Origin of the sequence: Citrobacter sp. A316 (genome assembly GCF_002042945.1) — a bacterium.
GTDB classification, from domain to species: domain Bacteria; phylum Pseudomonadota; class Gammaproteobacteria; order Enterobacterales; family Enterobacteriaceae; genus Citrobacter; species Citrobacter portucalensis.
The window spans coordinates 281021-301646 of sequence record NZ_MVFZ01000004.1 but is presented as its reverse complement, the minus strand read 5'-3'; the positions used below and the strand labels follow the sequence as shown (position 1 = coordinate 301646).

At 53.2% G+C, this 20626-nt stretch carries 21 protein-coding genes; 11 read left to right on the top strand and 10 right to left on the bottom strand.

All coding sequences use genetic code 11. The annotated features are described in order from the left end of the window. Window positions 1-28 precede the first annotated feature (28 nt). A complete protein-coding gene (gene rbn / locus BZK41_RS07400; RefSeq protein ID WP_079937708.1) occupies window positions 29-946 on the bottom strand; it encodes a ribonuclease BN in 918 nt (305 codons plus the stop codon). Window positions 947-1013: 67 nt separating this feature from the next. On the opposite strand from rbn, the gene BZK41_RS07395 reads away from it, so the two are divergent. The 9 genes from BZK41_RS07395 to pmrD all read left to right on the top strand — a co-directional run bounded on the left by BZK41_RS07395 (window position 1014) and on the right by pmrD (window position 9371). Next, window positions 1014-1475, top strand: coding sequence for a GNAT family N-acetyltransferase (locus BZK41_RS07395; RefSeq protein ID WP_079937707.1), 462 nt, complete (start codon window positions 1014-1016; stop codon window positions 1473-1475). Window positions 1476-1538: 63 nt separating this feature from the next. Beyond that, window positions 1539-1844 carry a stress response protein ElaB gene (elaB, locus tag BZK41_RS07390; RefSeq protein WP_003027683.1) on the top strand — a complete coding sequence of 102 codons (306 nt, stop codon included), beginning with the start codon at window positions 1539-1541 and terminating at the stop codon, window positions 1842-1844. 104 nt (window positions 1845-1948) lie between these two features. Continuing rightward, entirely contained in the window at window positions 1949-3250 is a 1302-nt protein-coding gene (gene menF / locus BZK41_RS07385; RefSeq protein ID WP_079937706.1) for an isochorismate synthase MenF, read from the top strand. Between the two features lie 81 nt (window positions 3251-3331). Further along, window positions 3332-5002: a 2-succinyl-5-enolpyruvyl-6-hydroxy-3-cyclohexene-1-carboxylic-acid synthase gene (gene menD, locus BZK41_RS07380; protein WP_079937705.1), complete on the top strand. Its 1671-nt coding sequence runs from the start codon at window positions 3332-3334 to the stop codon at window positions 5000-5002. Next, the gene (gene menH, locus BZK41_RS07375) at window positions 4999-5757 is read left to right on the top strand and encodes a 2-succinyl-6-hydroxy-2,4-cyclohexadiene-1-carboxylate synthase (protein ID WP_079937704.1); all 759 of its coding nucleotides are present in this window, start codon (window positions 4999-5001) and stop codon (window positions 5755-5757) included. The genes menD and menH overlap by 4 nt, the downstream gene beginning before the upstream one ends. A 14-nt stretch (window positions 5758-5771) precedes the next feature. Continuing rightward, window positions 5772-6629: a 1,4-dihydroxy-2-naphthoyl-CoA synthase gene (menB, locus tag BZK41_RS07370; protein ID WP_003027671.1), complete on the top strand. Its 858-nt coding sequence runs from the start codon at window positions 5772-5774 to the stop codon at window positions 6627-6629. Then, window positions 6629-7591 (top strand): o-succinylbenzoate synthase, encoded by a 963-nt coding sequence (gene menC / locus BZK41_RS07365; RefSeq protein ID WP_079937703.1) that lies wholly within the window; start codon window positions 6629-6631, stop codon window positions 7589-7591. Before menB ends, menC begins: the two co-directional genes overlap by 1 nt. Further along, a complete protein-coding gene (menE, locus tag BZK41_RS07360) occupies window positions 7588-9012 on the top strand; it encodes an o-succinylbenzoate--CoA ligase (RefSeq protein WP_079937702.1) in 1425 nt (474 codons plus the stop codon). The genes menC and menE overlap by 4 nt, the downstream gene beginning before the upstream one ends. A gap of 95 nt (window positions 9013-9107) precedes the next feature. Beyond that, window positions 9108-9371, top strand: coding sequence for a signal transduction protein PmrD (pmrD, locus tag BZK41_RS07355; protein WP_079937701.1), 264 nt, complete (start codon window positions 9108-9110; stop codon window positions 9369-9371). A gap of 2 nt (window positions 9372-9373) precedes the next feature. Here the strand turns inward: pmrD and arnF are convergent, their stop codons facing one another. The 8 genes from arnF to nudI form a co-directional block, all read right to left on the bottom strand. Beyond that, the gene (gene arnF, locus BZK41_RS07350; RefSeq protein ID WP_079937700.1) at window positions 9374-9760 is read right to left on the bottom strand and encodes a 4-amino-4-deoxy-L-arabinose-phosphoundecaprenol flippase subunit ArnF; all 387 of its coding nucleotides are present in this window, start codon (window positions 9758-9760) and stop codon (window positions 9374-9376) included. Then, window positions 9760-10095: a 4-amino-4-deoxy-L-arabinose-phosphoundecaprenol flippase subunit ArnE gene (arnE, locus tag BZK41_RS07345; protein WP_003834709.1), complete on the bottom strand. Its 336-nt coding sequence runs from the start codon at window positions 10093-10095 to the stop codon at window positions 9760-9762. The genes arnF and arnE overlap by 1 nt, the downstream gene beginning before the upstream one ends. Further along, a complete protein-coding gene (gene arnT / locus BZK41_RS07340; RefSeq protein ID WP_079937699.1) occupies window positions 10092-11750 on the bottom strand; it encodes a lipid IV(A) 4-amino-4-deoxy-L-arabinosyltransferase in 1659 nt (552 codons plus the stop codon). Before arnT ends, arnE begins: the two co-directional genes overlap by 4 nt. Next, a complete protein-coding gene (gene arnD, locus BZK41_RS07335; RefSeq protein WP_079937698.1) occupies window positions 11747-12649 on the bottom strand; it encodes a 4-deoxy-4-formamido-L-arabinose-phosphoundecaprenol deformylase in 903 nt (300 codons plus the stop codon). Before arnD ends, arnT begins: the two co-directional genes overlap by 4 nt. Continuing rightward, complete coding sequence (gene arnA, locus BZK41_RS07330) at window positions 12646-14628, bottom strand: bifunctional UDP-4-amino-4-deoxy-L-arabinose formyltransferase/UDP-glucuronic acid oxidase ArnA (protein WP_079937697.1); 1983 nt, start codon at window positions 14626-14628, stop codon at window positions 12646-12648. Before arnA ends, arnD begins: the two co-directional genes overlap by 4 nt. Further along, window positions 14625-15608: an undecaprenyl-phosphate 4-deoxy-4-formamido-L-arabinose transferase gene (arnC, locus tag BZK41_RS07325; RefSeq protein ID WP_079937696.1), complete on the bottom strand. Its 984-nt coding sequence runs from the start codon at window positions 15606-15608 to the stop codon at window positions 14625-14627. The genes arnA and arnC overlap by 4 nt, the downstream gene beginning before the upstream one ends. Window positions 15609-15610: 2 nt before the next feature. After that, entirely contained in the window at window positions 15611-16750 is a 1140-nt protein-coding gene (arnB, locus tag BZK41_RS07320; RefSeq protein WP_079937695.1) for a UDP-4-amino-4-deoxy-L-arabinose aminotransferase, read from the bottom strand. 283 nt (window positions 16751-17033) lie between these two features. Next, window positions 17034-17459, bottom strand: coding sequence for a nucleoside triphosphatase NudI (gene nudI, locus BZK41_RS07315; protein ID WP_079937694.1), 426 nt, complete (start codon window positions 17457-17459; stop codon window positions 17034-17036). 317 nt (window positions 17460-17776) lie between these two features. On the opposite strand from nudI, the gene BZK41_RS07310 reads away from it, so the two are divergent. Next, a complete protein-coding gene (locus BZK41_RS07310) occupies window positions 17777-18319 on the top strand; it encodes a YfaZ family outer membrane protein (RefSeq protein WP_048215871.1) in 543 nt (180 codons plus the stop codon). A gap of 79 nt (window positions 18320-18398) precedes the next feature. Then, entirely contained in the window at window positions 18399-19595 is a 1197-nt protein-coding gene (locus tag BZK41_RS07305; RefSeq protein WP_079937693.1) for a nicotinamide mononucleotide deamidase-related protein YfaY, read from the top strand. 38 nt (window positions 19596-19633) lie between these two features. On the opposite strand, the gene BZK41_RS07300 is transcribed toward BZK41_RS07305, so the two are convergent. Beyond that, on the bottom strand, window positions 19634-20563 hold the full coding sequence (locus tag BZK41_RS07300) for an Rpn family recombination-promoting nuclease/putative transposase (protein ID WP_079937692.1): 930 nt from the start codon (window positions 20561-20563) through the stop codon (window positions 19634-19636). Window positions 20564-20626: the final 63 nt, after the last annotated feature.

Here is a 20626-nt window from a genome sequence, read left to right as displayed (position 1 = left end):
ATCGGCACTGAGGCGGAAAAATAGAGCATTAAACGGTGAAAATGGCGAAATCGTGAGCCAGTTCCGTGTCTGGAAATATTGCTTTGCACTCTTCGAGTAACCGCTGACAGCCTTTTTCATCGTAGCGTGAGCTCACGTGGGTCATGATCAGGCGTCCCACTCCGGCCTCAAGCGCCAGCTTTGCGGCTTGTCGGGTCGAGCTGTGCCCGCGGCTGTTGGCTTTTTCCTCCATTGAGGAGTCCAGCGTGGTTTCGTGTACCATGACATCTACACCTCGCGCCAGTTCAATAGCGGATGCGCAGGGTCCTGTGTCACCGAAAATAGCGACCGATTTTCCCCTGGTGGCTGGAGCGAGGAAGTCGGCGCCATGGATCGTCCGTCCATCCTCCAGCACGATGGTTTTTCCGGCTTTCAAATCCTGAAACCACGGGCCCGCTTTAACACCTGCCGCCTTCAGGGCACCGGCGTCAAGCGCACCCGGTTTGTCGTGCTCTTGGATGCGAAAACCGTAGCACTCCAGCGGATGCGCCAGCGGATACGCCGTTACTTTACGTAGGCCGTCATTCACAATCTCACCCGCGGTGATTTCTACAATATCCAGCGGATAATCGGTCCAGGAGCCGCTCAGACGCAATGCGGTTTCGGTAAACTCTCGCAACCCTTTTGGTCCGTAGAGCGTTAGCGGCTGGACGTTGCCGGCCATTGAGCGACTGCACAGTAGCCCCGGTAAACCAAACAGGTGATCGCCGTGCAGATGGCTGATAAAAATACGATCGAGTTTTCCTGGATTGAAAGGCGTGGTGAGCATCTGATGCTGCGTCCCTTCACCGCAATCAAAAAGCCACAGCCCCGCCTGAGTCGGGTGTTGCAGATTCAGTAAAATTGCCGTTACATTGCGTGAGCGGGTGGGGACTCCCGCAGACGTGCCTAAAAATAGTAATTCCATCTTTGCGTTACACTTTTCGCCATCAATAAGGCAGGGTGTTCAGGTTATCACAACATAGGGGCAGACAATGATTCACTGGCAAGATCTCCACCATGCAAAGCTGAGTACCCAACAACTGTACGCACTACTTCAGCTGCGATGCGCAGTGTTTGTAGTTGAGCAACAGTGTCCATACCAGGATGTGGATGGCGATGACCTGGTTGGAGAGAATCGCCATATTCTGGGCTGGCATAACGATGAGCTGGTGGCGTATGCGAGGATTCTGAAAAGCGATGACGAGCTGGAGCCGGTGGTGATTGGTCGGGTGATTGTAAGCGAAGCGCTGCGCGGTGAAAAATTGGGGCAACAGCTGATGGCTCAGACGCTGGCATCCTGCACGCAACACTGGCCACATAAGGCGTTGTATCTGGGCGCACAGGCGCATCTGCAATCCTTCTATGCGCGCTTTGGCTTTGTCCCGGTGACGGATATCTATGATGAAGACGGTATTCCGCACGTCGGAATGGCGCGGGAAGCACATCAGGCGTAAACAGGCGCAAATACATCTGATTGTCTATAGTTAGCGGGTACGTCAATAGAAAGGGAGAATATAATGTCTTTTCATTCTTATGAATCACGTATCGATGATGATCTGGAATTATTAAGTGAAACGTTGGAAGAGGTGCTGCGTTCTTCTGGCGATCCAGCGGATCAAAAATACCTTGAGTTAAAAGCGCGGGCAGAGCGGGCGTTAGAAGAGGTGAGAAATCGCGTCAGCCATGCTTCTGACAGCTACTATTACCGTGCGAAAAAAGCCGTTTGTCGGGCGGATGACTATGTGCACGAAAAACCCTGGCGCGGAATCGGCGTTGGCGCCACAGTCGGTTTAGTGATGGGTTTATTGTTAGCGCGGCGATAAATTCCGTTCTGTCATCGCATTTATACGTACTCCCTAACTGGGGGTACTGCTTTTTCTGCTCAGTACCCCGTATAATGAGAGGTTTTTAACAGGGAGAGGTCCGCGTGCATTCAATCACTACTGCGCTGGAAAGTCTGATGCGTCATTTATCGCAAGAGATGCCAGCAGCACCTGGAATTCGTATTTACGATATACCTTTCCCACTGAATGATGCGTTTGACGCTTTAGGATGGCTGGCCAGCCAACCCGTCTGGCCCCAGTTTTACTGGCAGCAGCGTAACGGCGATGAAGAAGCCGCCGTATTGGGGGCCGTCGCCGTATTTTCCTCGCTGGAATCAGCCCAGCAATTTTTACACCAGCATGATAATCACCACGACCTGCGCATCTGGGGCCTGAATGCCTTTGAGCCTCAGCGTGGCAATTTGATGCTGCCTCGGCTGGAGTGGCGACGTTGCGCCGGAGTGGCGAGCTTACGCTTACATCTCTATAGCGACGTGTCGCTACGTGAAGACGCTGCACATGCGATCGCCTTCATCTCATCGCTTGCTCCCGTAAAACCGCTCCCTGCATTGCGTTTGAATTTGACGGGAGAACAGCACTGGCCGGATAAGGCTGGCTGGATAGACCTGATAAAACTCGCCACTCAAACGATCGCAGGGGAAGACCTCGATAAGGTCGTGCTGGCGCGGGCGACTGATTTACAGTTTTCTCAGTCGGTTAATGCCGCTGCCGTGATGGCTTCCAGCCGTCGCTTAAATCTGAACTGCTACCATTTCTTTATGGCATTCTCCGCCGACACCGCTTTTCTTGGTTCTTCTCCTGAACGTCTGTATCGACGACGTGATACGGCGCTACGCACCGAGGCGCTGGCCGGAACCGTGGCCAATCACTCTGAGGATCATCGGGCCTGGCAATTAGGCGACTGGCTAATGAAAGATGATAAAAACCAGCGCGAGAATATGCTGGTGGTCGAAGATATTTGCCAGCGCCTGCAAGGCTGTACGCAAACTCTCGACGTGCTGCCGCCGCAGGTGCTAAGGCTGCGTAAAGTGCAGCACCTGCGCCGTTGCATCTGGACGGAACTGAATCAGGCCGACGATACGCTTTGCCTGATGCAGCTCCAGCCCACGGCGGCAGTCGCCGGTATTCCGCGTGAGCTGGCGCGTGAATTCATTCAACAAAATGAACCCTTTGAACGTGAGTGGTATGCCGGTTCAGCGGGTTATCTTTCTTTGCGCCAAAGCGAGTTTTGTGTGTCGTTGCGTTCGGCGAAAATAAGCGCAAACGTGGTGCGCCTGTATGCCGGGGCAGGGATTGTGCGTGGTTCAGATCCTGAGCAGGAATGGCAAGAAATAGACAATAAAGCGGCGGGCCTGCGTACTTTATTACAGATGGAAGGACAATGAGTTGTATATTACCGACTCATATCAAAAATACATTTATTCGATTCTTTATACTGTGTCGCAATATTGATACCGGACAATCTCATGTCAGTAAGCGCATTTAACCGACGCTGGGCGGCGGTCATTCTGGAAGCACTCACTCGCCACGGCGTCAGGCATGTCTGCATTGCCCCTGGCTCTCGTTCTACACCGTTGACGCTGGCGGCAGCGGAAAACCCCGCATTCATCCACCACACCCATTTTGACGAGCGTGGACTTGGGCATCTGGCTTTAGGTCTGGCAAAAGTTAGCCGTCAGCCTGTCGCCGTGATTGTGACGTCCGGTACCGCGGTGGCGAATTTATATCCCGCGTTGATTGAAGCGGGCCTGACCGGTGAAAAACTGATTTTACTTACGGCAGACCGACCGCCGGAGCTTATCGACTGTGGCGCGAACCAGGCGATTCGTCAGGCCGGAATGTTTGCCTCGCATCCATCGCAAACGCTCTCTTTACCGCGTCCGACTCAGGACATTCCGGCAAGCTGGCTGGTGTCCACTATTGATAATGCGTTAGCTGCCCTGCATGGCGGGGCGGTTCATATCAATTGCCCGTTTGCGGAACCGCTGTATGGCGACATGGACGAAACGGGGATTGCCTGGCAGCAGCGCCTTGGCGACTGGTGGCAGGACGATAAACCCTGGCTGCGAGAAGCGCGTCGGCTGGAAAGCGACAAACAGCGCGACTGGTTTTTCTGGCGGCAAAAACGCGGCGTAGTGATTGCGGGCCGTATGAGCGCCGAAGAAGGCAAGAAAGTTGCGCAGTGGGCGCAGACGTTAGGCTGGCCGCTGATTGGTGATGTTCTGTCGCAAACAGGACAACCGCTACCGTGCGCCGACCTGTGGCTGGGAAATGCGAAAGCGGTAGCTGAGTTACAGCAGGCGCAGATTGTGGTGCAGCTTGGCAGCAGCCTGACAGGAAAACGTCTGCTGCATTGGCAGGCTAGCTGCGATCCGCAGGAATACTGGATTGTCGATAATATCGAAGGCCGCCTCGATCCGGCCCATCATCGTGGCCGCAGGTTGGTGGCCAAAGTTGGCGACTGGCTGGAGCTGCATCCGGCGGAGAAACGTCAGCCCTGGTGTGTGGAAATTCCTCGTCTGGCACAACTGTCCTGGCAGGCGGTAGAAGCCCGTCGTGAGGCGTTTGGTGAAGCGCAATTAGCCCACCGTATTCGCGACTACTTGCCGGAGCAGGGCCAGCTGTTCGTGGGTAACAGTCTGGTGGTACGCCTGATTGATGCGCTGTCGCAGCTTCCGGCAGGTTACCCGGTCTATAGCAACCGTGGCGCGAGCGGTATTGACGGCCTGCTGTCAACGGCAGCAGGCGTACAGCGTGCCAGCGCGAAATCGACGCTGGCAATTGTTGGCGATTTATCTGCATTGTATGACCTGAATGCGCTGGCGTTATTGCGCCAGGTTTCTGCACCGTTTGTTCTGATAGTGGTTAACAATAACGGCGGACAGATTTTTTCCCTGCTGCCGACGCCAGCCAGCGAACGCGAACGGTTCTATCTGATGCCGCAGAACGTACATTTCGAGCATGCTGCCGCCATGTTTAACCTAAAATACCAGCTCCCGGAAAACTGGGAGCAGCTGGAGAGCGCGTTGACTAATGCCTGGCGTACTCCGGCAGCTACGGTGATTGAGCTGGTGGTGAACGAAACTGACGGGGCGCAAACCTTGCAACAACTGCTGGCGCAGGTAAGTCATCTATGATCCTGCATGCGCAGGCGAAAGAGGGCCAGACAGGATTTCCCTGGCTGGTTTTCCTGCACGGTTTCTCTGGTGATTGCCGGGAATGGCAGACGGTCGGCGAAGCGTTTCAGGATTATTCGCGGCTATACATCGACCTGCCGGGACACGGTGGCTCCGCTGACATCAGCGTGAGCGGGTTCGATGATGTCAGCGTTTTGCTGCGTAATACTCTACTTAGTTACAACATACTTAACTACTGGCTGGTGGGATACTCTCTTGGCGGCAGAGTCGCGATGATGGCGGCCTGTCAGGAGATGCCCGGACTTTGTGGTCTGGTGGTTGAAGGTGGACATCCCGGCTTGCAAAGCGAAGAGGCGCGCGTTCAGCGCCGTCTCTCGGATGGCCGCTGGGCTGCGCGTTTTCGCGCAGAGCCGCTACGTGAGGTGTTTAATGACTGGTATCAACAGCCCGTTTTTTCCTCGCTGAATGCGGCACAAAGAGAGGCGCTGGTCGCTCTGCGTAGCCAGAATAATGGGCAAACGCTGGCGGCAATGCTGGAGGCCACCTCGCTTGCCGTACAACCTGATTTACGTGCGCAACTCACGATGCGCACATTTCCGTTTTATTATTTATGTGGTGAACGTGACGATAAATTCCGCGCTCTGGCTGCGGAAATATCAGTACCAAACCATGTGATTCGTAATGCCGGACACAACGCGCATCGGGATAACCCCGCGGGCGTGGTGGACTGTCTGGCTCAGATTCTGCGTCGCTGACTATAGGACATTTTATGATCTATCCTGATGAAACAATGCTTTACGCACCGGTAGAATGGCACGATTGCTCTGAAGGCTACACCGACATTCTCTACGAGAAATCCACCGACGGTATCGCAAAAATCACCATTAATCGTCCGCAGGTACGCAATGCCTTCCGTCCGGTCACCGTGAAAGAGATGATCCAGGCGCTGGCGGATGCCCGCTATGATGACAACATTGGCGTAATTATTCTGACCGGTGCTGGCGACAAAGCGTTCTGCGCAGGCGGCGATCAGAAAGTTCGTGGCGACTACGGCGGATACCAGGATGATTCCGGTGTGCATCACCTGAACGTACTGGACTTCCAGCGCCAGATTCGTACCTGTCCGAAACCGGTAGTAGCGATGGTTGCAGGTTTCTCCATTGGCGGCGGCCATGTGCTGCACATGATGTGTGACCTGACCATTGCGGCTGAAAACGCCATCTTCGGTCAGACCGGTCCGAAAGTCGGCTCCTTCGACGGCGGTTGGGGCGCTTCCTACATGGCGCGCATCGTCGGTCAGAAAAAAGCGCGTGAAATCTGGTTCCTGTGCCGTCAGTACGATGCGAAACAGGCGCTGGATATGGGCCTGGTCAACACCGTGGTTCCGCTGGCGGATCTGGAAAAAGAGACCGTACGCTGGTGTCGTGAAATGCTGCAAAACAGCCCAATGGCGCTGCGTTGCCTGAAAGCCGCACTGAACGCCGACTGTGATGGTCAGGCAGGTCTGCAGGAGCTGGCAGGTAACGCTACTATGCTGTTCTACATGACGGAAGAAGGTCAGGAAGGCCGTAACGCCTTTAACCAGAAACGTCAGCCTGATTTCAGCAAATTCAAACGGAATCCGTAATGCGTAGCGCGCAGGTATACCGCTGGCAGATCCCCATGGACGCGGGGGTGATTCTGCGCGACAGGCGGTTAAAAACGCGTGACGGGCTGTACATTTGTCTTCGTGACGGCGAGAGCGAAGGGTGGGGAGAAATCTCCCCGCTGCCGGGCTTCAGTCAGGAAAGCTGGGAAGAGGCGCAAACTGAGCTGCTGGCCTGGGTGAAAGGCTGGTTGCAAGGGGATGACTCCTTACCGCAACTGCCTTCGGTCGCCTTTGGCGTAAGCTGTGCGCTGGCTGAACTGGCTGGCGTATTGCCACTGGACGCAGACTATCGCGCAGCGCCGCTGTGTACGGGCGATCCTGACGATCTGGTGCTACAACTGGCGGACATGCCGGGTGAAAAAGTGGCGAAGATCAAGGTCGGTTTGTATGAAGCGGTCCGTGATGGCATGGTAGCCAATCTGCTGCTTGAGGCGATTCCGGAGCTGCATTTGCGACTTGATGCCAACCGGGCCTGGACGCCGTTGAAAGCGCAGCAGTTCGCAAAATACGTTAATCCAGAGTATCGCGGCCGCATTGCCTTCCTCGAAGAGCCGTGCAAAACCCGCGATGATTCTCGTGCCTTCGCGCGTGAAACCGGCATTGCCATCGCCTGGGATGAAAGTCTGCGTGAAGCGGATTTCACCTTCGAAGCTGAAGAGGGCGTCAAGGCTGTGGTTATCAAACCTACGCTGACCGGCAGCCTCGACAAAGTCCGTGAACAGGTTGACGCGGCGCATGCGCTTGGTCTTACTGCCGTTATCAGTTCGTCAATCGAGTCGAGTCTGGGCTTAACCCAACTGGCGCGAATTGCCGCCTGGTTGACGCCGCAGACCATTCCGGGTCTGGATACCCTGAGCCTGATGCAGTGCCAGCAGGTACGCACTTGGCCGGGTAGCACGTTGCCGTGTATCGACGTTGATGCGCTGGAACGTCTGCTATGACCCAGCAGGAAATGCCCGATAGCGTGAGCTTATCGGGCCTGATACAACATGATGACTGGCCGTGGCGTCACTGGCGACAGGTTCGTGCGAATACGCCAGCCCTACGCCTCAACGATGAGGTATTAAGCTGGAGCGAACTCTGCTCGCGCGTTGACCATCTGGCCTGCGGTTTTGCCGCTCAGGGTGTGGAAGAGGGCGAGGGTGTTCTGCTTCGCGCCTGGAATCATCCGCGCGCTTTGCTGGCCTGGCTCGCGCTGCTGCAATGTGGGGCGCGGGTTTTACCTGTGAACCCGCAGTTGCCTCAGCCGCTGCTTGATGCGCTGATTCCGGACTTAACGCTGCGTTTTGCGCTGGATCTGGAGGCCGCTATCGAGCTCCCGGAACTCAATCCGTTACAGATGCAGCCATTGCCAGGCGATCACGCCGCAGCGTGGTTACCCGAGCGTTTGAGCACGATGACGTTAACTTCAGGTTCTACCGGGTTGCCAAAAGCGGCTGTTCATACCTGTCAGGCGCATCTGGCAAGCGCGCAGGGCGTACTGTCATTAATGCCGTTTGGTGCTGAAGATGACTGGCTGCTCTCGCTGCCGCTGTTTCATGTTTCCGGCCAGGGCATTTTATGGCGCTGGTTGTTTGCCGGGGCGCGAATGACCGTGCGCGACAAGCAACCGCTGGAGCAAATGCTGGCCGGATGCACCCACGCTTCGCTGGTGCCCACACAGCTGTGGCGCTTACTGGTCAACAACACGCCGGTCACGCTCAAAGCGGTACTGCTGGGCGGTGCGGCAATTCCTGTTGAATTGACGGAGCAAGCGCGCGAGCAAGGGATTCGTTGCTGGTGCGGTTACGGTTTGACGGAGTTTGCTTCTACGGTCTGTGCGAAAGAGGCGGATGGTCTGGCAGATGTGGGTTCTCCTCTGGTGGGCAGAGAAGTCAGAATCGTTGATGATGAAGTCTGGCTGCGTGCCGCCAGCATGGCGCAAGGTTACTGGCGTAACGGACAGCTTATTCCTTTAGTGAACGCGGAAGGCTGGTTTGCAACCCGCGATCGCGGCGTGTTGAAGGACGGCAAGCTAACCATTGTCGGTCGTATGGACAATCTGTTTTTTAGCGGTGGGGAAGGTATACAGCCGGAAGAGGTGGAACGCGTGATTGCCGCACATCCGCATGTTCTGCAAGCCTTTATTGTACCGATAGAAGACAAAGAATTTGGCCATCGCCCGGTGGCGGTCATTGAGTATGACGCTAATGCTGGAGAAACCAATCTGGCTGAGTGGGTAAAAGATAAGCTGGCCCGCTTTCAACAACCGGTATGTTGGCTGACATTGCCGCCCGAACTCAAAGCCGGAGGAATTAAAATTTCGCGCCGTGCGTTATTGGATTGGGTCAGTGCATCATCGTTAACATTAAGAAAACATTAATTATATTTCTCATTTTTGTCATTCCGCAGCTATTGTCCTTTTGTTTATCTGCTAATGTGTAACCTAGTGTGAAATTTTTTAACAAAAGGTGCGCTATGGAATGGCATGTGAAGAAGTCTTGCAGTCACAGAAATGCAGGGAGGCTCTATATCGTACTTTGCGATAGCGGTGGTTCGCTAAAGATGCTTGCTGAGGCGCAATCTTCCGAGCGGGTTAAGCCCGGCGATCTCCTTTCACCGCTGAAGGATGCTCAGTATTGTATTAATCGCGATAAATCCCGGGTGATTAAGATAATTGATGCCAGACAATACATTTGTGATGAATGGGAACGTCTGTTACGACTGTCTGAAGGTAAGTAATCTCAGGGCCGGTGTTTGCGTGAAGGCAGAAAAATCGTCATTAGCCCTGCCATGATGCACAGTACCCCTGCCAGCGCCTTCAACGAAAATGTTCCCTGCCAACCGGGCAGAATCATTGATGCAACCCAAACCAGCACATAGCTCAGGCTGAGCAGGGCATAAGCTTTGCTCAGTGCGAGCTGGTGTAGGGCTTTATGCCAGCAAATAACCGACAGCAAATAACCTGCCAGCCCGGCATATAAAGCAAACGCTCCAATACTGAGAGAGAATACGGCGGAGATGAACGCCAGCGGCTGCAGCATTGGTGGCAGATTATCCATCGCAAAGCCTAGGCTCAACTGGGCAGCAGAGGTGATAATAACGCTACATAATCCCCAAAATATGCCCATTACACCGCACTCCCAAGAATAAATATGCCGGTAATGATCAGCCCAACCCCCAGCCAGTGGCGCGTGGTGACGGGTTCGCGCCAGATTTTCCACGCGGCCAGAGTTACCCAGACAAAGTTAAGGCTCAGCATGGGATAGGCAATACCGACAGGAATGTTTTGTAAAACCGCCAGCCATAGCAGCATGGCCAGGCCGAGGCTTGCTAGAGCAAGCCCAATCCATTGTGTAATGTAGCGTTTTCGCGCACGAACGGAGACCGGGCGGGTCGCCTGCTTCTGGCATAGCTGGCCGCAGACGCTGAGCAGGCTGGCGAGAACTAAGGCTATCCAGATCATTTGGGCCGATACTGAATCAGGACCAGACGCCCCTGATTATCAATGTAATCAGCGGGAGGGATGGCAAGCTGATTAATATCTTCATTCTTATCAATCGAGAGCACGAGCGTAATGTTTCCTTGTTGACGATGTTGCGCTAACCAGTCGGCAAAGTTTTCCCGACTGACAAAGCGGCCCTGGGCATCCGGGTAGCTGAGGCCATATTTTAACTCGCCCGTTTGTCCGTACATCATGATGTCGTCACGCTTCAGGCTCCAGGCCAGCCCCGCAGCAACGCCAACGCTGTCGGTGAGAATATAACGGCTAGAATCCAGCGACTCTTTGGTCATCTCGACAAAAAATTGTGGCTGTTTAGATTCCATAACCCGGTCAGGAATGGAGAAGCCAAACAACAGCGCCAGTCCTAATGGGCACAGCGCTGCGAATTTCCAGTTCTTCTCGCGGTTATTTAGCGTATACCAGCCAAAAAGCGTCCAGATGATAAAGATGCCCCAGGCACAAAAAACCTTATACGTTTCGATATGCGACCAGACCGGTGTCTTCAATGGACCCAGAGTGGAAACAATGAACGTGGCGATAATACCGATCACACCGAACAGAACGTTGATCCAGCCATTCACGCGCAGCGCGGTCGAACCTTTTTCCGCGGCCTGTAGGCCGAAACGTGCCGTCAATATAGCCAGCGGCGCGAAGCAAGAAAGAATATAGGTTGGCAGTTTTCCTTTCGCGATGCTGAAAAACAGGATTGGCATGATAATCCAGCTTAGCAGGTACAGTGCGCTGCGCGGTACATCCCGTTCACGCCAGCCCGTACGCAGCGCGCCGGGGAGCAGCCCGAGCCACGGTAATGTGCCAGCCACAAATATCGGGATGTAGTACCAGACTGGAGCCTTATGCTGGGCATCATCCTGCGCGAAACGTTGAATATGTTCGACCCAGAAGAAGTAATGCCAGAAATCTGGCTCTCGCTGGGCAATCGCTATTCCCCACGGCAACACGATCACGACGCAGCCGACAACCGCCAGCAGACCGTAGATAATGAGATCTTTCCAGCGCTTTTGTGCGAAAACCCACGGCAGTACGCTGAGTACAGGAACGGCAAGCGCCAGGAACCCCTTGGTCATCACGCCCATGCCGCAGGTTAACCCTAACAGCAAAAAAGCGATAATTTTGCGCATTCTGCTCGTAGCCTGCATGCCTTCCCAAAAACAGCACATACCCGCCATTAGCCAGAGCGCAATGATAGGATCAAGTACCGCGTAGGTGCCGATGCTGTAAACCGAAAAAAACGTTAAAAAGATAACTGAAGAGAGTACGGCGGTACGCTTATCCTGCCATAACCGCATGGCAAGCCAGCCTACCAGTAGCGCCGTCAGCAAAGTGGCAAAAATGGCCCCCGCTCTGACACCAAAATTATTGGCGCCAAATAGCCATTGTCCGATGCTGTTTAACCAGTATCCGGCAATCGGTTTTTCAAAATAACGCAGCCCTAAAAAGTGAGGAACGATCCAGTCGCCAGAGGTCAGCATCTCCCGGCTGATTTCGGCATAGCGAGTTTCATCAGGCTGCCAGAGCAGGCGACTGTTGATGGGCAAAATAAAATACAGCGCAATAAAAGCGATAAATGCCAGAGTGTAGTGGGCAGCAGATTTCATTGTGTCACACTCACCGGTTGTTGGCAGCCGATCCATCCCTCTCTGCCGGGAATTTTTCCCCGCACGATCTGCCCTGTTGGCAGTGTGCTGATATCGTCTGGTAACAGCTCGCCAAGTGGGCAAAATGTAATCCCCATATCAGCGGCGCGAGTAAGCAGTTCGTCAAAATTCTGATGAAAGGCGATGCCTTCAACTTCCGCATGAATGGTGTACACCGGTGTTCCTTTGCTCATCTGGATGTGGGCGAGAATATAAGAGTTGAAGTCCACCGCCTGGACCTCCTGACCAACCACTTCATCCCATGTTGGTAACGTGACGGGAATTTGTGGCGTCCCCGTTTTCCCGGATTCCAGCACAGGGCGAAATAACGACGTTCCACGACAGTCGCTGTTATAGCGTAGATGGAATGCTTCTTTGGCATTGACGACGCGGTTATCAGCACGCCATCCGGCAACGGCAGAGCAGGTGACTGGCTGACCGATGATGGCTTCAAGTGCGGTGATGCCTTGCGAAATATCATCAATCAGCTGTTTGTCATTCCAGTTTCCGCTTCGCGCCTGCCAGGCGTGATGATCCCAGGCATGCAAACCGGTTTCATGAATCTGGGCGGTTTGTGCAATGATTGCCGCGTTGGCCTGGCCAATCTCTTTTCCCGGCCATGCGGTTCCCGCCAATAAAATATCCCATCCGTAGAGTGATGCTGCGTTTGAACGCAACATCTTCCACAGAAATTGTGGCTTCACAAGACGCCAGAGATGGCGCCCCATGTTGTCAGGTCCAACGCTAAAGAAAAAACTTGCCCGAACGTTATGTCGGTTTAATGTCTCCAGCAGGCGGGGCACGCCTTCGCGCGTCCCCCTGAATGTATCGACATCAATGCGCAAGCCTACTTTGGTCATGATGTGTGTTCCGTGATATCCACACTGCGTAAGAAGAAGTCCAGCGTCTCTTCTACCGTTTCCTGCATCTCAATGGTCGGTTCCCAGTTCAGGCAGCGTTTTGCATTGCGAATGTTAGGTTTACGATGCTCAACGTCTTGATAACCTTTACCGTAGTAGCTGCTGCTTTCGACGTCACGGAAACCGGCAAACGGCGGGAAGTGGTTACGCAACGGATGTTTTTCAAAGCAGGAAAGCAGCATTTCTGCCAGTTCCTGAATACTTGCTTCGTTCTGCGGATTACCGATGTTGATAATCTCGCCGTCACAGCGGCCGCCTTCGTTTTCAATGATGCGGTACAGGGCTTCGATACCATCGCGAATGTCGGTAAAGCAGCGCTTTTGCTTGCCGCCTTCAATCAGCTTAATCGGTGAACCTTCCACCAGATTGAGGATCAGTTGGGTAATGGCGCGTGAGCTGCCGATACGCGCGGCGTTAAGGCTGTCCAGACGCGGTCCCATCCAGTTAAACGGGCGGAACAGGGTGAAGCGCAATCCCTCTTTTTCGCCGTACGCCCAGATAACACGGTCCAGCAACTGCTTGGATACGGAGTAGATCCAGCGTGGTTTATTGACCGGGCCGACGATCAGATTCGAACTGTCTTCATCAAAGACTTTGTCGGTACACATGCCGTAGACTTCGGAGGTTGACGGGAAAATGATGCGCTTGCGGTATTTCACGCAGTAACGAATGATTTTCAGGTTCTCTTCAAAATCGAGCTCAAATACGCGCAGCGGGTTGCGGGTATATTCGATTGGCGTTGCGATCGCCACCAGCGGCAGCACAACGTCGCATTTTTTCACATGATATTCAATCCATTCGGAGTGAATGCTGATATCACCTTCGACGAAATGGAATCGCGGATGTTGCAGGAAACGCCCAATGGCGTCGCTGCCAATATCGAGTCCATACACTTCATAATTATCTTCTTGCAGCAGGCGCTCGGTCAGATGGTTACCAATGAAGCCGTTAACGCCGAGGATCAGCACGCGAGTACGGCGTTTGCTGGTGGTCACTGACTGGCTGTTCAGGCGAGAACCTGGCACCAGGCCCAGAACCTGCGCTAACTGTGACCCCTGCATTGCAATACCATCGCCAGCTTGTCCGGTAATAATCTCCAGTGCGCCATCGGCACAGGCGATCAGTAAAGGAGAAACGGAGATAACGGTGCCCGGTTGGGCTACGAGGTCATTTGTGCAAACGCGTGATGACCAGACGGTGAATTTTTGCGTACCGACATAGCTAAATGCGCCCGGCCATGGCTCGCTGACGGCACGAACCTGATTATTTAACTCTGCGGCTGGTTTGTTCCAGTCGAGGAAGCTATCTTCCGGCGTACGGCGACCAAAACAGGTAGCCTCTGCTTCCTGTTGGGGGAGTTCTGCATAATCTCCCGTTTTAATCGCGGGCAGCGCCTCTTCCAGCAGGTGACGCGCTGCCTGGCACAGCTTATGGTGCAGCGTTAACGCCACATCATCTGGTGAAATAGCGACATGCTGCTGGGCAACAATGGCTCCGGCATCCGCGCGTTTAACCATGCGGTGAAGCGTGACGCCGGTTTCGGTTTCACCATTGACCAATACCCAGTTCAGCGGTGCGCGGCCACGGTATTTCGGCAGCAGCGAGCCGTGCAGATTAAATGCACCCTTAGGGGCAAGGCTGAGGATCTCATCACTCAGTAAATGGCGATAGTAGAACGAGAAGATAACATCGGGTGCCAGTTGGCTAATGCGCTCAATCCACAGGGGATGATTAACCTCGTCGGGGGCGTAAACCGGGATACCGGCGCTGGCGGCGAGGCGGGAAACTGATCCAAAAAACGCTTTTTCACCTGGGTTATCGGTGTGCGTAAAAATGGCAGCGATTTCATAACCTGCATCCAACAAGGCCTGGACACCCTGACATCCCATATCGTGATAGGCAAATACGACAGCTTTCATGCGCGGTTTTCCTCGGTTGACTGCGTGGTTTGTGGGCGGATAACGTGTTGAACAAAATAGCGGGGGCGGGCGCGGACATCGTTATAGATGCGGCCGATATATTCGCCGAGTAAACCCATGCCAATAAACTGTGCGCCGATAAAGGTAAACAGGACGGCAAACAGCATGAATACCCCTTCCGCTGCCCACTGTGGGCCGAGCGTCAGGCGCAGAACAACAAGCAGGACTGATAAGGTAAAGCCCGTGGCGGCAATCACGCTGCCCAACAGGCTCAACATGCGAAGCGGTGTTGTTGTAAGGCAAGTCACCAGGTCATACATCAGGTTGATCAGACGCATAAAGCTGTATTTGGAGTCACCAAATTCACGCTCTGCATGATGTACCGGGATCTCCGTGGCGCGACGGGCAAAAATGTTGGCCAGAATCGGGATAAAGGTGCTGCGCTCCTGGCAATGCAGCATGGCATCGACGATGTGACGGCGATAGGCGCGTAGCATGCAGCCGTAGTCACCCATCGCTTTGCCGGTGGTGCGCTGTATCAGATGGTTGATCATTCGTGAGGCGGTCTTACGAAATACGCTGTCCTGACGGTTCTGGCGTACCGTACCCACCACATCGAAGCCTTCATCTGCGGTGGCGACCAGCCGCGGAATTTCCTCCGGTGGGTTTTGCAAATCGGCATCCAGCGTGATGATCAAGTCTCCGCTGACATGGCTGAAACCGGCCATAATCGCCGAGTGCTGTCCGTAATTACGGTTCAGCAAAATAGAGACGATATGGCTGTTCGGCGCCTGAGAGGCGTCCATCATCAACTGAGCGGAACGGTCGCTGCTGCCGTCGTCAATTAGCAGAATTTCATAGTCTTTGCCCAATTTCTCGCAGGCGGCGCTGGTGCGTCTGATTAACTCTGGCAGGCTTTCCTGTTCATTAAAAACGGGAATGACCACCGAGACTTTTTTGATCGGGGTTGCTTCAAACATGGTTATTGTCCTGCAATTTCGCGAAGTGCCGTAATGACCCGCTGAGTGTCAGCGTCGGTCATGTCGGGGAATAACGGCAGCGAGCAGATGCGTGCGCTATTCCATTCTGTATTGGGGAGCGAAAGAGTAGTGAAGCGTTCGCGATAATATTTTTGCGTATGGGCTGCACGAAAATGCAGACCGGTGCCGATATCTTTGGTCTTCAGCGCTTCCATCAGGGCATCTCTGCTCAACCCGCAGCGCGTTTCGTCAACACGAATGATGAATAAGTGCCAGGCATGAACGTGCGACCATTGGGGCAGGCCCAGCGGTTGAAATGGCGTATCAGCCAGCGCTTGTTGATATTGCTGGGCAATTTGCGTCCGGCGTGAGTTCAGTTGCTCCAGCTTATTCAGCTGTACCAGCGCAATAGCGGCATTGATATCCGTCAGGTTGTATTTGTATCCTGGCGCAAGCACTTCGGCCTGCGGCGCCCGACCATAGGTTTGTCGATCAAAAGCATCAACCCCCAGACCGTGAAACTTCAGACTGCGAAGCCGCTGAGCAAGCTGGCTGTCGTCGGTAACGATCAGTCCACCTTCCGCACAGGTGATATTTTTAATGGCGTGAAACGAGAAAATTGCCGTACCGCGAGCACCGACATGACGGCCCTTATACAACGTCCCCACGGCATGGGCCGCATCTTCTATTACCGGGATGCCATAACGCTCGCCAATGGCATAAATCGCGTCAAGGTCGGCGGGGGCGCCTGCGTAATGTACTGGAACAATGGCTTTAGTTCGTGGGGTAATAGCGGCTTCAATTTGCTCAGGTGTCACCATAAGCGTATCGCGGTCGACGTCGATCATGACGGGCGTCGCACCCAGCAGGACAATCATGTTGAGGGTGGAAACCCACGTCATCGACGGCGTTATGACCTCGTCGCCTGCGCCTATGCCCAACGCCATCAGCGTGATGTGCATGCCCGCCGTGGCGGAGCAGACGGCGACGGCGTGTTGATTTCCTGTGAGCTGACAGAAGGCTTCTTCCAGCTGTTGATTTTTCGGACCGGTGGTTATCCACCCAGAGTCCAGAACGGCCTTCACTGCGGCAAGTTCTTCAGCACCCATTGCCGGGCGAGAGAAAGGCAAAAAGTCAGACATCATTATTCCTTCAAGCCATTTAACGCCACCGAAGCTTTTTTTTAGTGATAAACAGGGGCGTCGTTAATTATTTCATCAGGCTACAAAGGTTAATGACTGAAGGTTAATTTATCCTTAAGAGTTTAAGGTTTGGGATAGACGGGTAAATAGAGGTGGTTTTTATTTATCTTTATGAAATTAAATTATTTTATCTGTTTTTTACGGCATTGCTGTTTGCTATAAGTTGATGAGTGCAATGCCGCTATTCGGAATGTTAATTATATGCCGTTATTAAAATGATAACCTACAGTAACCCTTTCAAGGTTAACGTTTTACGCGTGGCGATATTTAAATCGTAGGCACCGAGATCTTCCGGTTTAACCCAGGCGAATGCCTGGAACTCTTCGTTAATGTTCACTTCACGATTCGCCGCCACACAATCGAAGATGAGATAAATCATGTAAATTTCTTCCTGACTGCCATCAGCGTAGGTTTTAGTGCGAATATCATCACTGAAGGTCCAGGGGGTAATTTCTGATAACACCAGTTGTTCGCCCAGCTCTTCCCTCACTTCACGGCGCAGAGCTTCTTCAATACGTTCACCCGGTTCAACACCGCCGCCAGAAAGCGCCCACTGACCGGGAAACACACCGCGGTCATCAGCCATTTTGCAGAGTAAATAACAGCCATCGTTTTGAATTAATGGGCAAACAATCGTTCTTTGGCGCATCATTCGAGTCCTTGTAGGGGAGGTATAGAAAATTCCATCATGTGCTCATCTTACCTTTTGCTGGCGGCAGAAAAAATGTTTCATCGGCAATTAAGAGCGCTTTGGCAGGGAAAACAGGATGTTTGTTGAAAATGACGTTCTGGGACGCTCAGTTGTGTAATTGGCACAAGAATTTAACCTTAAACAAATCTTGTGAGTAGTATTTAGTTACAATATGCCATTGCATCGCTTTTTTAGCTCATTGATTCCTCGCCATCTGACAGTACAATTCATCGGTTTTGGGGCTATGTTTTGATTCTTGCTGGAAAGGATAGAAAATGAAAAAAAGTTTAATGTTGGGTTTTGCCGGAATGCTGTTTGTTTCCGCGTCGGCGAGCGCGATTAGCATCAGCGGCCAGGCTGGCGAAGACTACACCAACCTGGGATTCGGTATGGGCACTGAGAGTACTGGTCTGGCCGTCAGCGGTAACTGGATGCATAACGATGACGACGGTGATGTTGCCGGGCTGGGTTTAGGTCTGAATATCCCACTGGGGCCGCTGATGGCGACCGTTGGTGGTAAAGGTGTTTATACCAATCCAAACGATGGCGATGAAGGCTATGCTGCTGCTGTCGGTGGCGGTTTACAATGGCCGATTGGCGACAGCTTCCGTCTGTTTGGTGAGTATTATTACTCTCCTGATTCGCTTTCCAGCGGTATCGACAGCTATGAAGAAGCAAATGCCGGTGCGCGTCTGACCATTATGCGTCCGCTGAGTATCGAAGCCGGTTATCGTTACCTGAACCTGGCAGGTAAAGACGGCAACCGTGATAACGCGATTGCTGATGGCCCGTACGTTGGGGTTAACGCCAGCTTCTAACATTTCTGGCGCGGCGTTCAGTCGCGCCTTCCCCCCTCCATGCGTTATAGTGTTTTCATCATAAAAGCAGGAGAACACGATGTTAAACGTGGAGATGCTATCCACCGGGGATGAAGTGTTGCACGGACAAATCGTCGACACTAATGCCGCCTGGCTGGCCGATTTTTTCTTTAATCAGGGTTTACCGCTAACACGCCGCAATACGGTAGGTGACAATCTTAACGATTTAGTCGCCGTTTTACGTGAGCGTAGCGAACACGCCGATGTTCTGATCGTTAATGGCGGTCTGGGGCCAACCAGCGATGATTTGAGCGCGCTGGCAGCGGCAACGGCAAAAGGCGAAGGACTGGTGCTGCATGAAGCATGGCTGGCCGAGATGGAGCGATATTTCCGCGATCGTGGTCGCGTGATGGCGCCGAGCAACCGCAAACAGGCTGAACTTCCAGCCAGCGCTGAGTTTATCAATAATCCTGTGGGAACCGCGTGCGGGTTCGCCCTGAAGCTTAACCGCTGCCTGATGTTCTTTACACCGGGTGTACCGTCAGAATTCAAAGCCATGGTTGAGCATGAGATTCTGCCTCGTTTGCGTGAGCGTTTCTCTTTGGCTCAGCCCCCGTTATGCCTGCGATTAACCACCTTTGGCCGTTCTGAAAGCGACCTGGCGCAGAGCCTGGATCCGCTGCCGTTACCTCCGGGAGTAACAATGGGTTATCGCTCCTCAATGCCAATTATTGAGCTAAAGCTGACCGGGCCGGATTCTCAACGGGAAGCGATGCTGGCGCTGTGGCCAGAAGTTAAGCGGGTTGCCGGGCAGAATATGATTTTTGAAGGCACGGAAGGCTTGCCCGCGCAAATCGCCCGCTCGTTGCAGGAACGGCAATACAGTCTGACGCTGAGCGAACAATTCACCGGTGGTCTGGTGGCACTCCAGCTTTCTCGTGCGAATGCGCCACTGTTGGCGAGTGAAGTGGTTCCGCCCCAGGAAGAAACGCTGGCGCAAACGGCACATTGGATAACTGAGCGACGCAGCAAACATTATGCTGGATTGGCACTCGCGATATCGGCTTTCGAAAACGAACATATTAACTTTGCGCTGGCCACGCCTGATGGGACACACGCCTTGCGCGTACGGCTGAATGCAAATCGCTACAGCCTGGCGATTCGTCAGGAAGTGTGCGCGATGATGGCGCTAAATATGCTGCGCCGCTGGCTTAACAATCAGGATATCGCTAGCGAACACGGCTGGATCGAAGTGGTTGAGTCGTTGACGATTTAATCATTGATTGGGAAGGCTAAATGCCTTCCCAATCTGGTTCATGCGGTGGTATCGCCAGGCAATAGCCCGGTAATTAACTGAATTAAATCACGATCAATTCCCTTTTCCAGCATCATGCGCGCGATACGTAAGGCTTCTTCTTGTGTACCTTTCTGTATTCCTTGCGCTAATCCTTGTTGTATCCCTTGTTGTAGCCCATTGTGGTGACCTTCTTGTTTTAACCTCTCTGCGATTGTCATCAACCTCTCCTTATGATGGGGGGAACGTTCGGCGACTTCATGGATAAATTCGCCGACGTGAGAAACGTCACCGTACCGTAGCAGGTAATTAAATAGCGTTTGTAGCTGGCTGTCATTAGCGGTGCTTGTAACTAATAGCGAGACCAGGCGGTCCACCAACCCCATCAAATCACGATCGCGGATATGTTTTTGCATCAACTCTAGCAGTGCAACACGCCGATGCTGTGCGATTTCATCGTCAGGTATCACGGTAATGTCGACCAGCGGAAAAGCCTCTGAATACAGTTGTCGAGCCAGCTGTGGATTGTCAAATTCATCCAGCCAGTTGAGCGACCAGGGATAGGGACTTTGTTGGCCGTGATAAAACAACATGGGGATCACCAGCGGCAGCGTTTTATTGCCGGCATCAAGATGATACTGCATCGCAGCGGTGGCATAACGCATCAGGCGAAATGCCATGTGCGGTACCGCCGTACTCTGATGTTCAATAACACAATAAATATAGCCCAGGCCTTCGCGGGTTTTTAGTGACCACACTAAGTCGGAGTAGTATGCGCGGAGATCTTGTTCGATAAAACTGGTGGACTCCAGCTTCAGCGTTTGTAAATCGCATATCTCACGTAATGTGGCGGGAAGATGTATATCCAGAAAATCCCGAGCCATCTCAGGGTAAGACATTATCTTTTTAAAAACGGCATCATGCGGTGTAGATGTAGTGGATTTAGCCATGGTAGTCCGTCACCAGAAAGAGAAGATGGCGTGACGGTATCCACTTTTAATCTGCGCCGCATG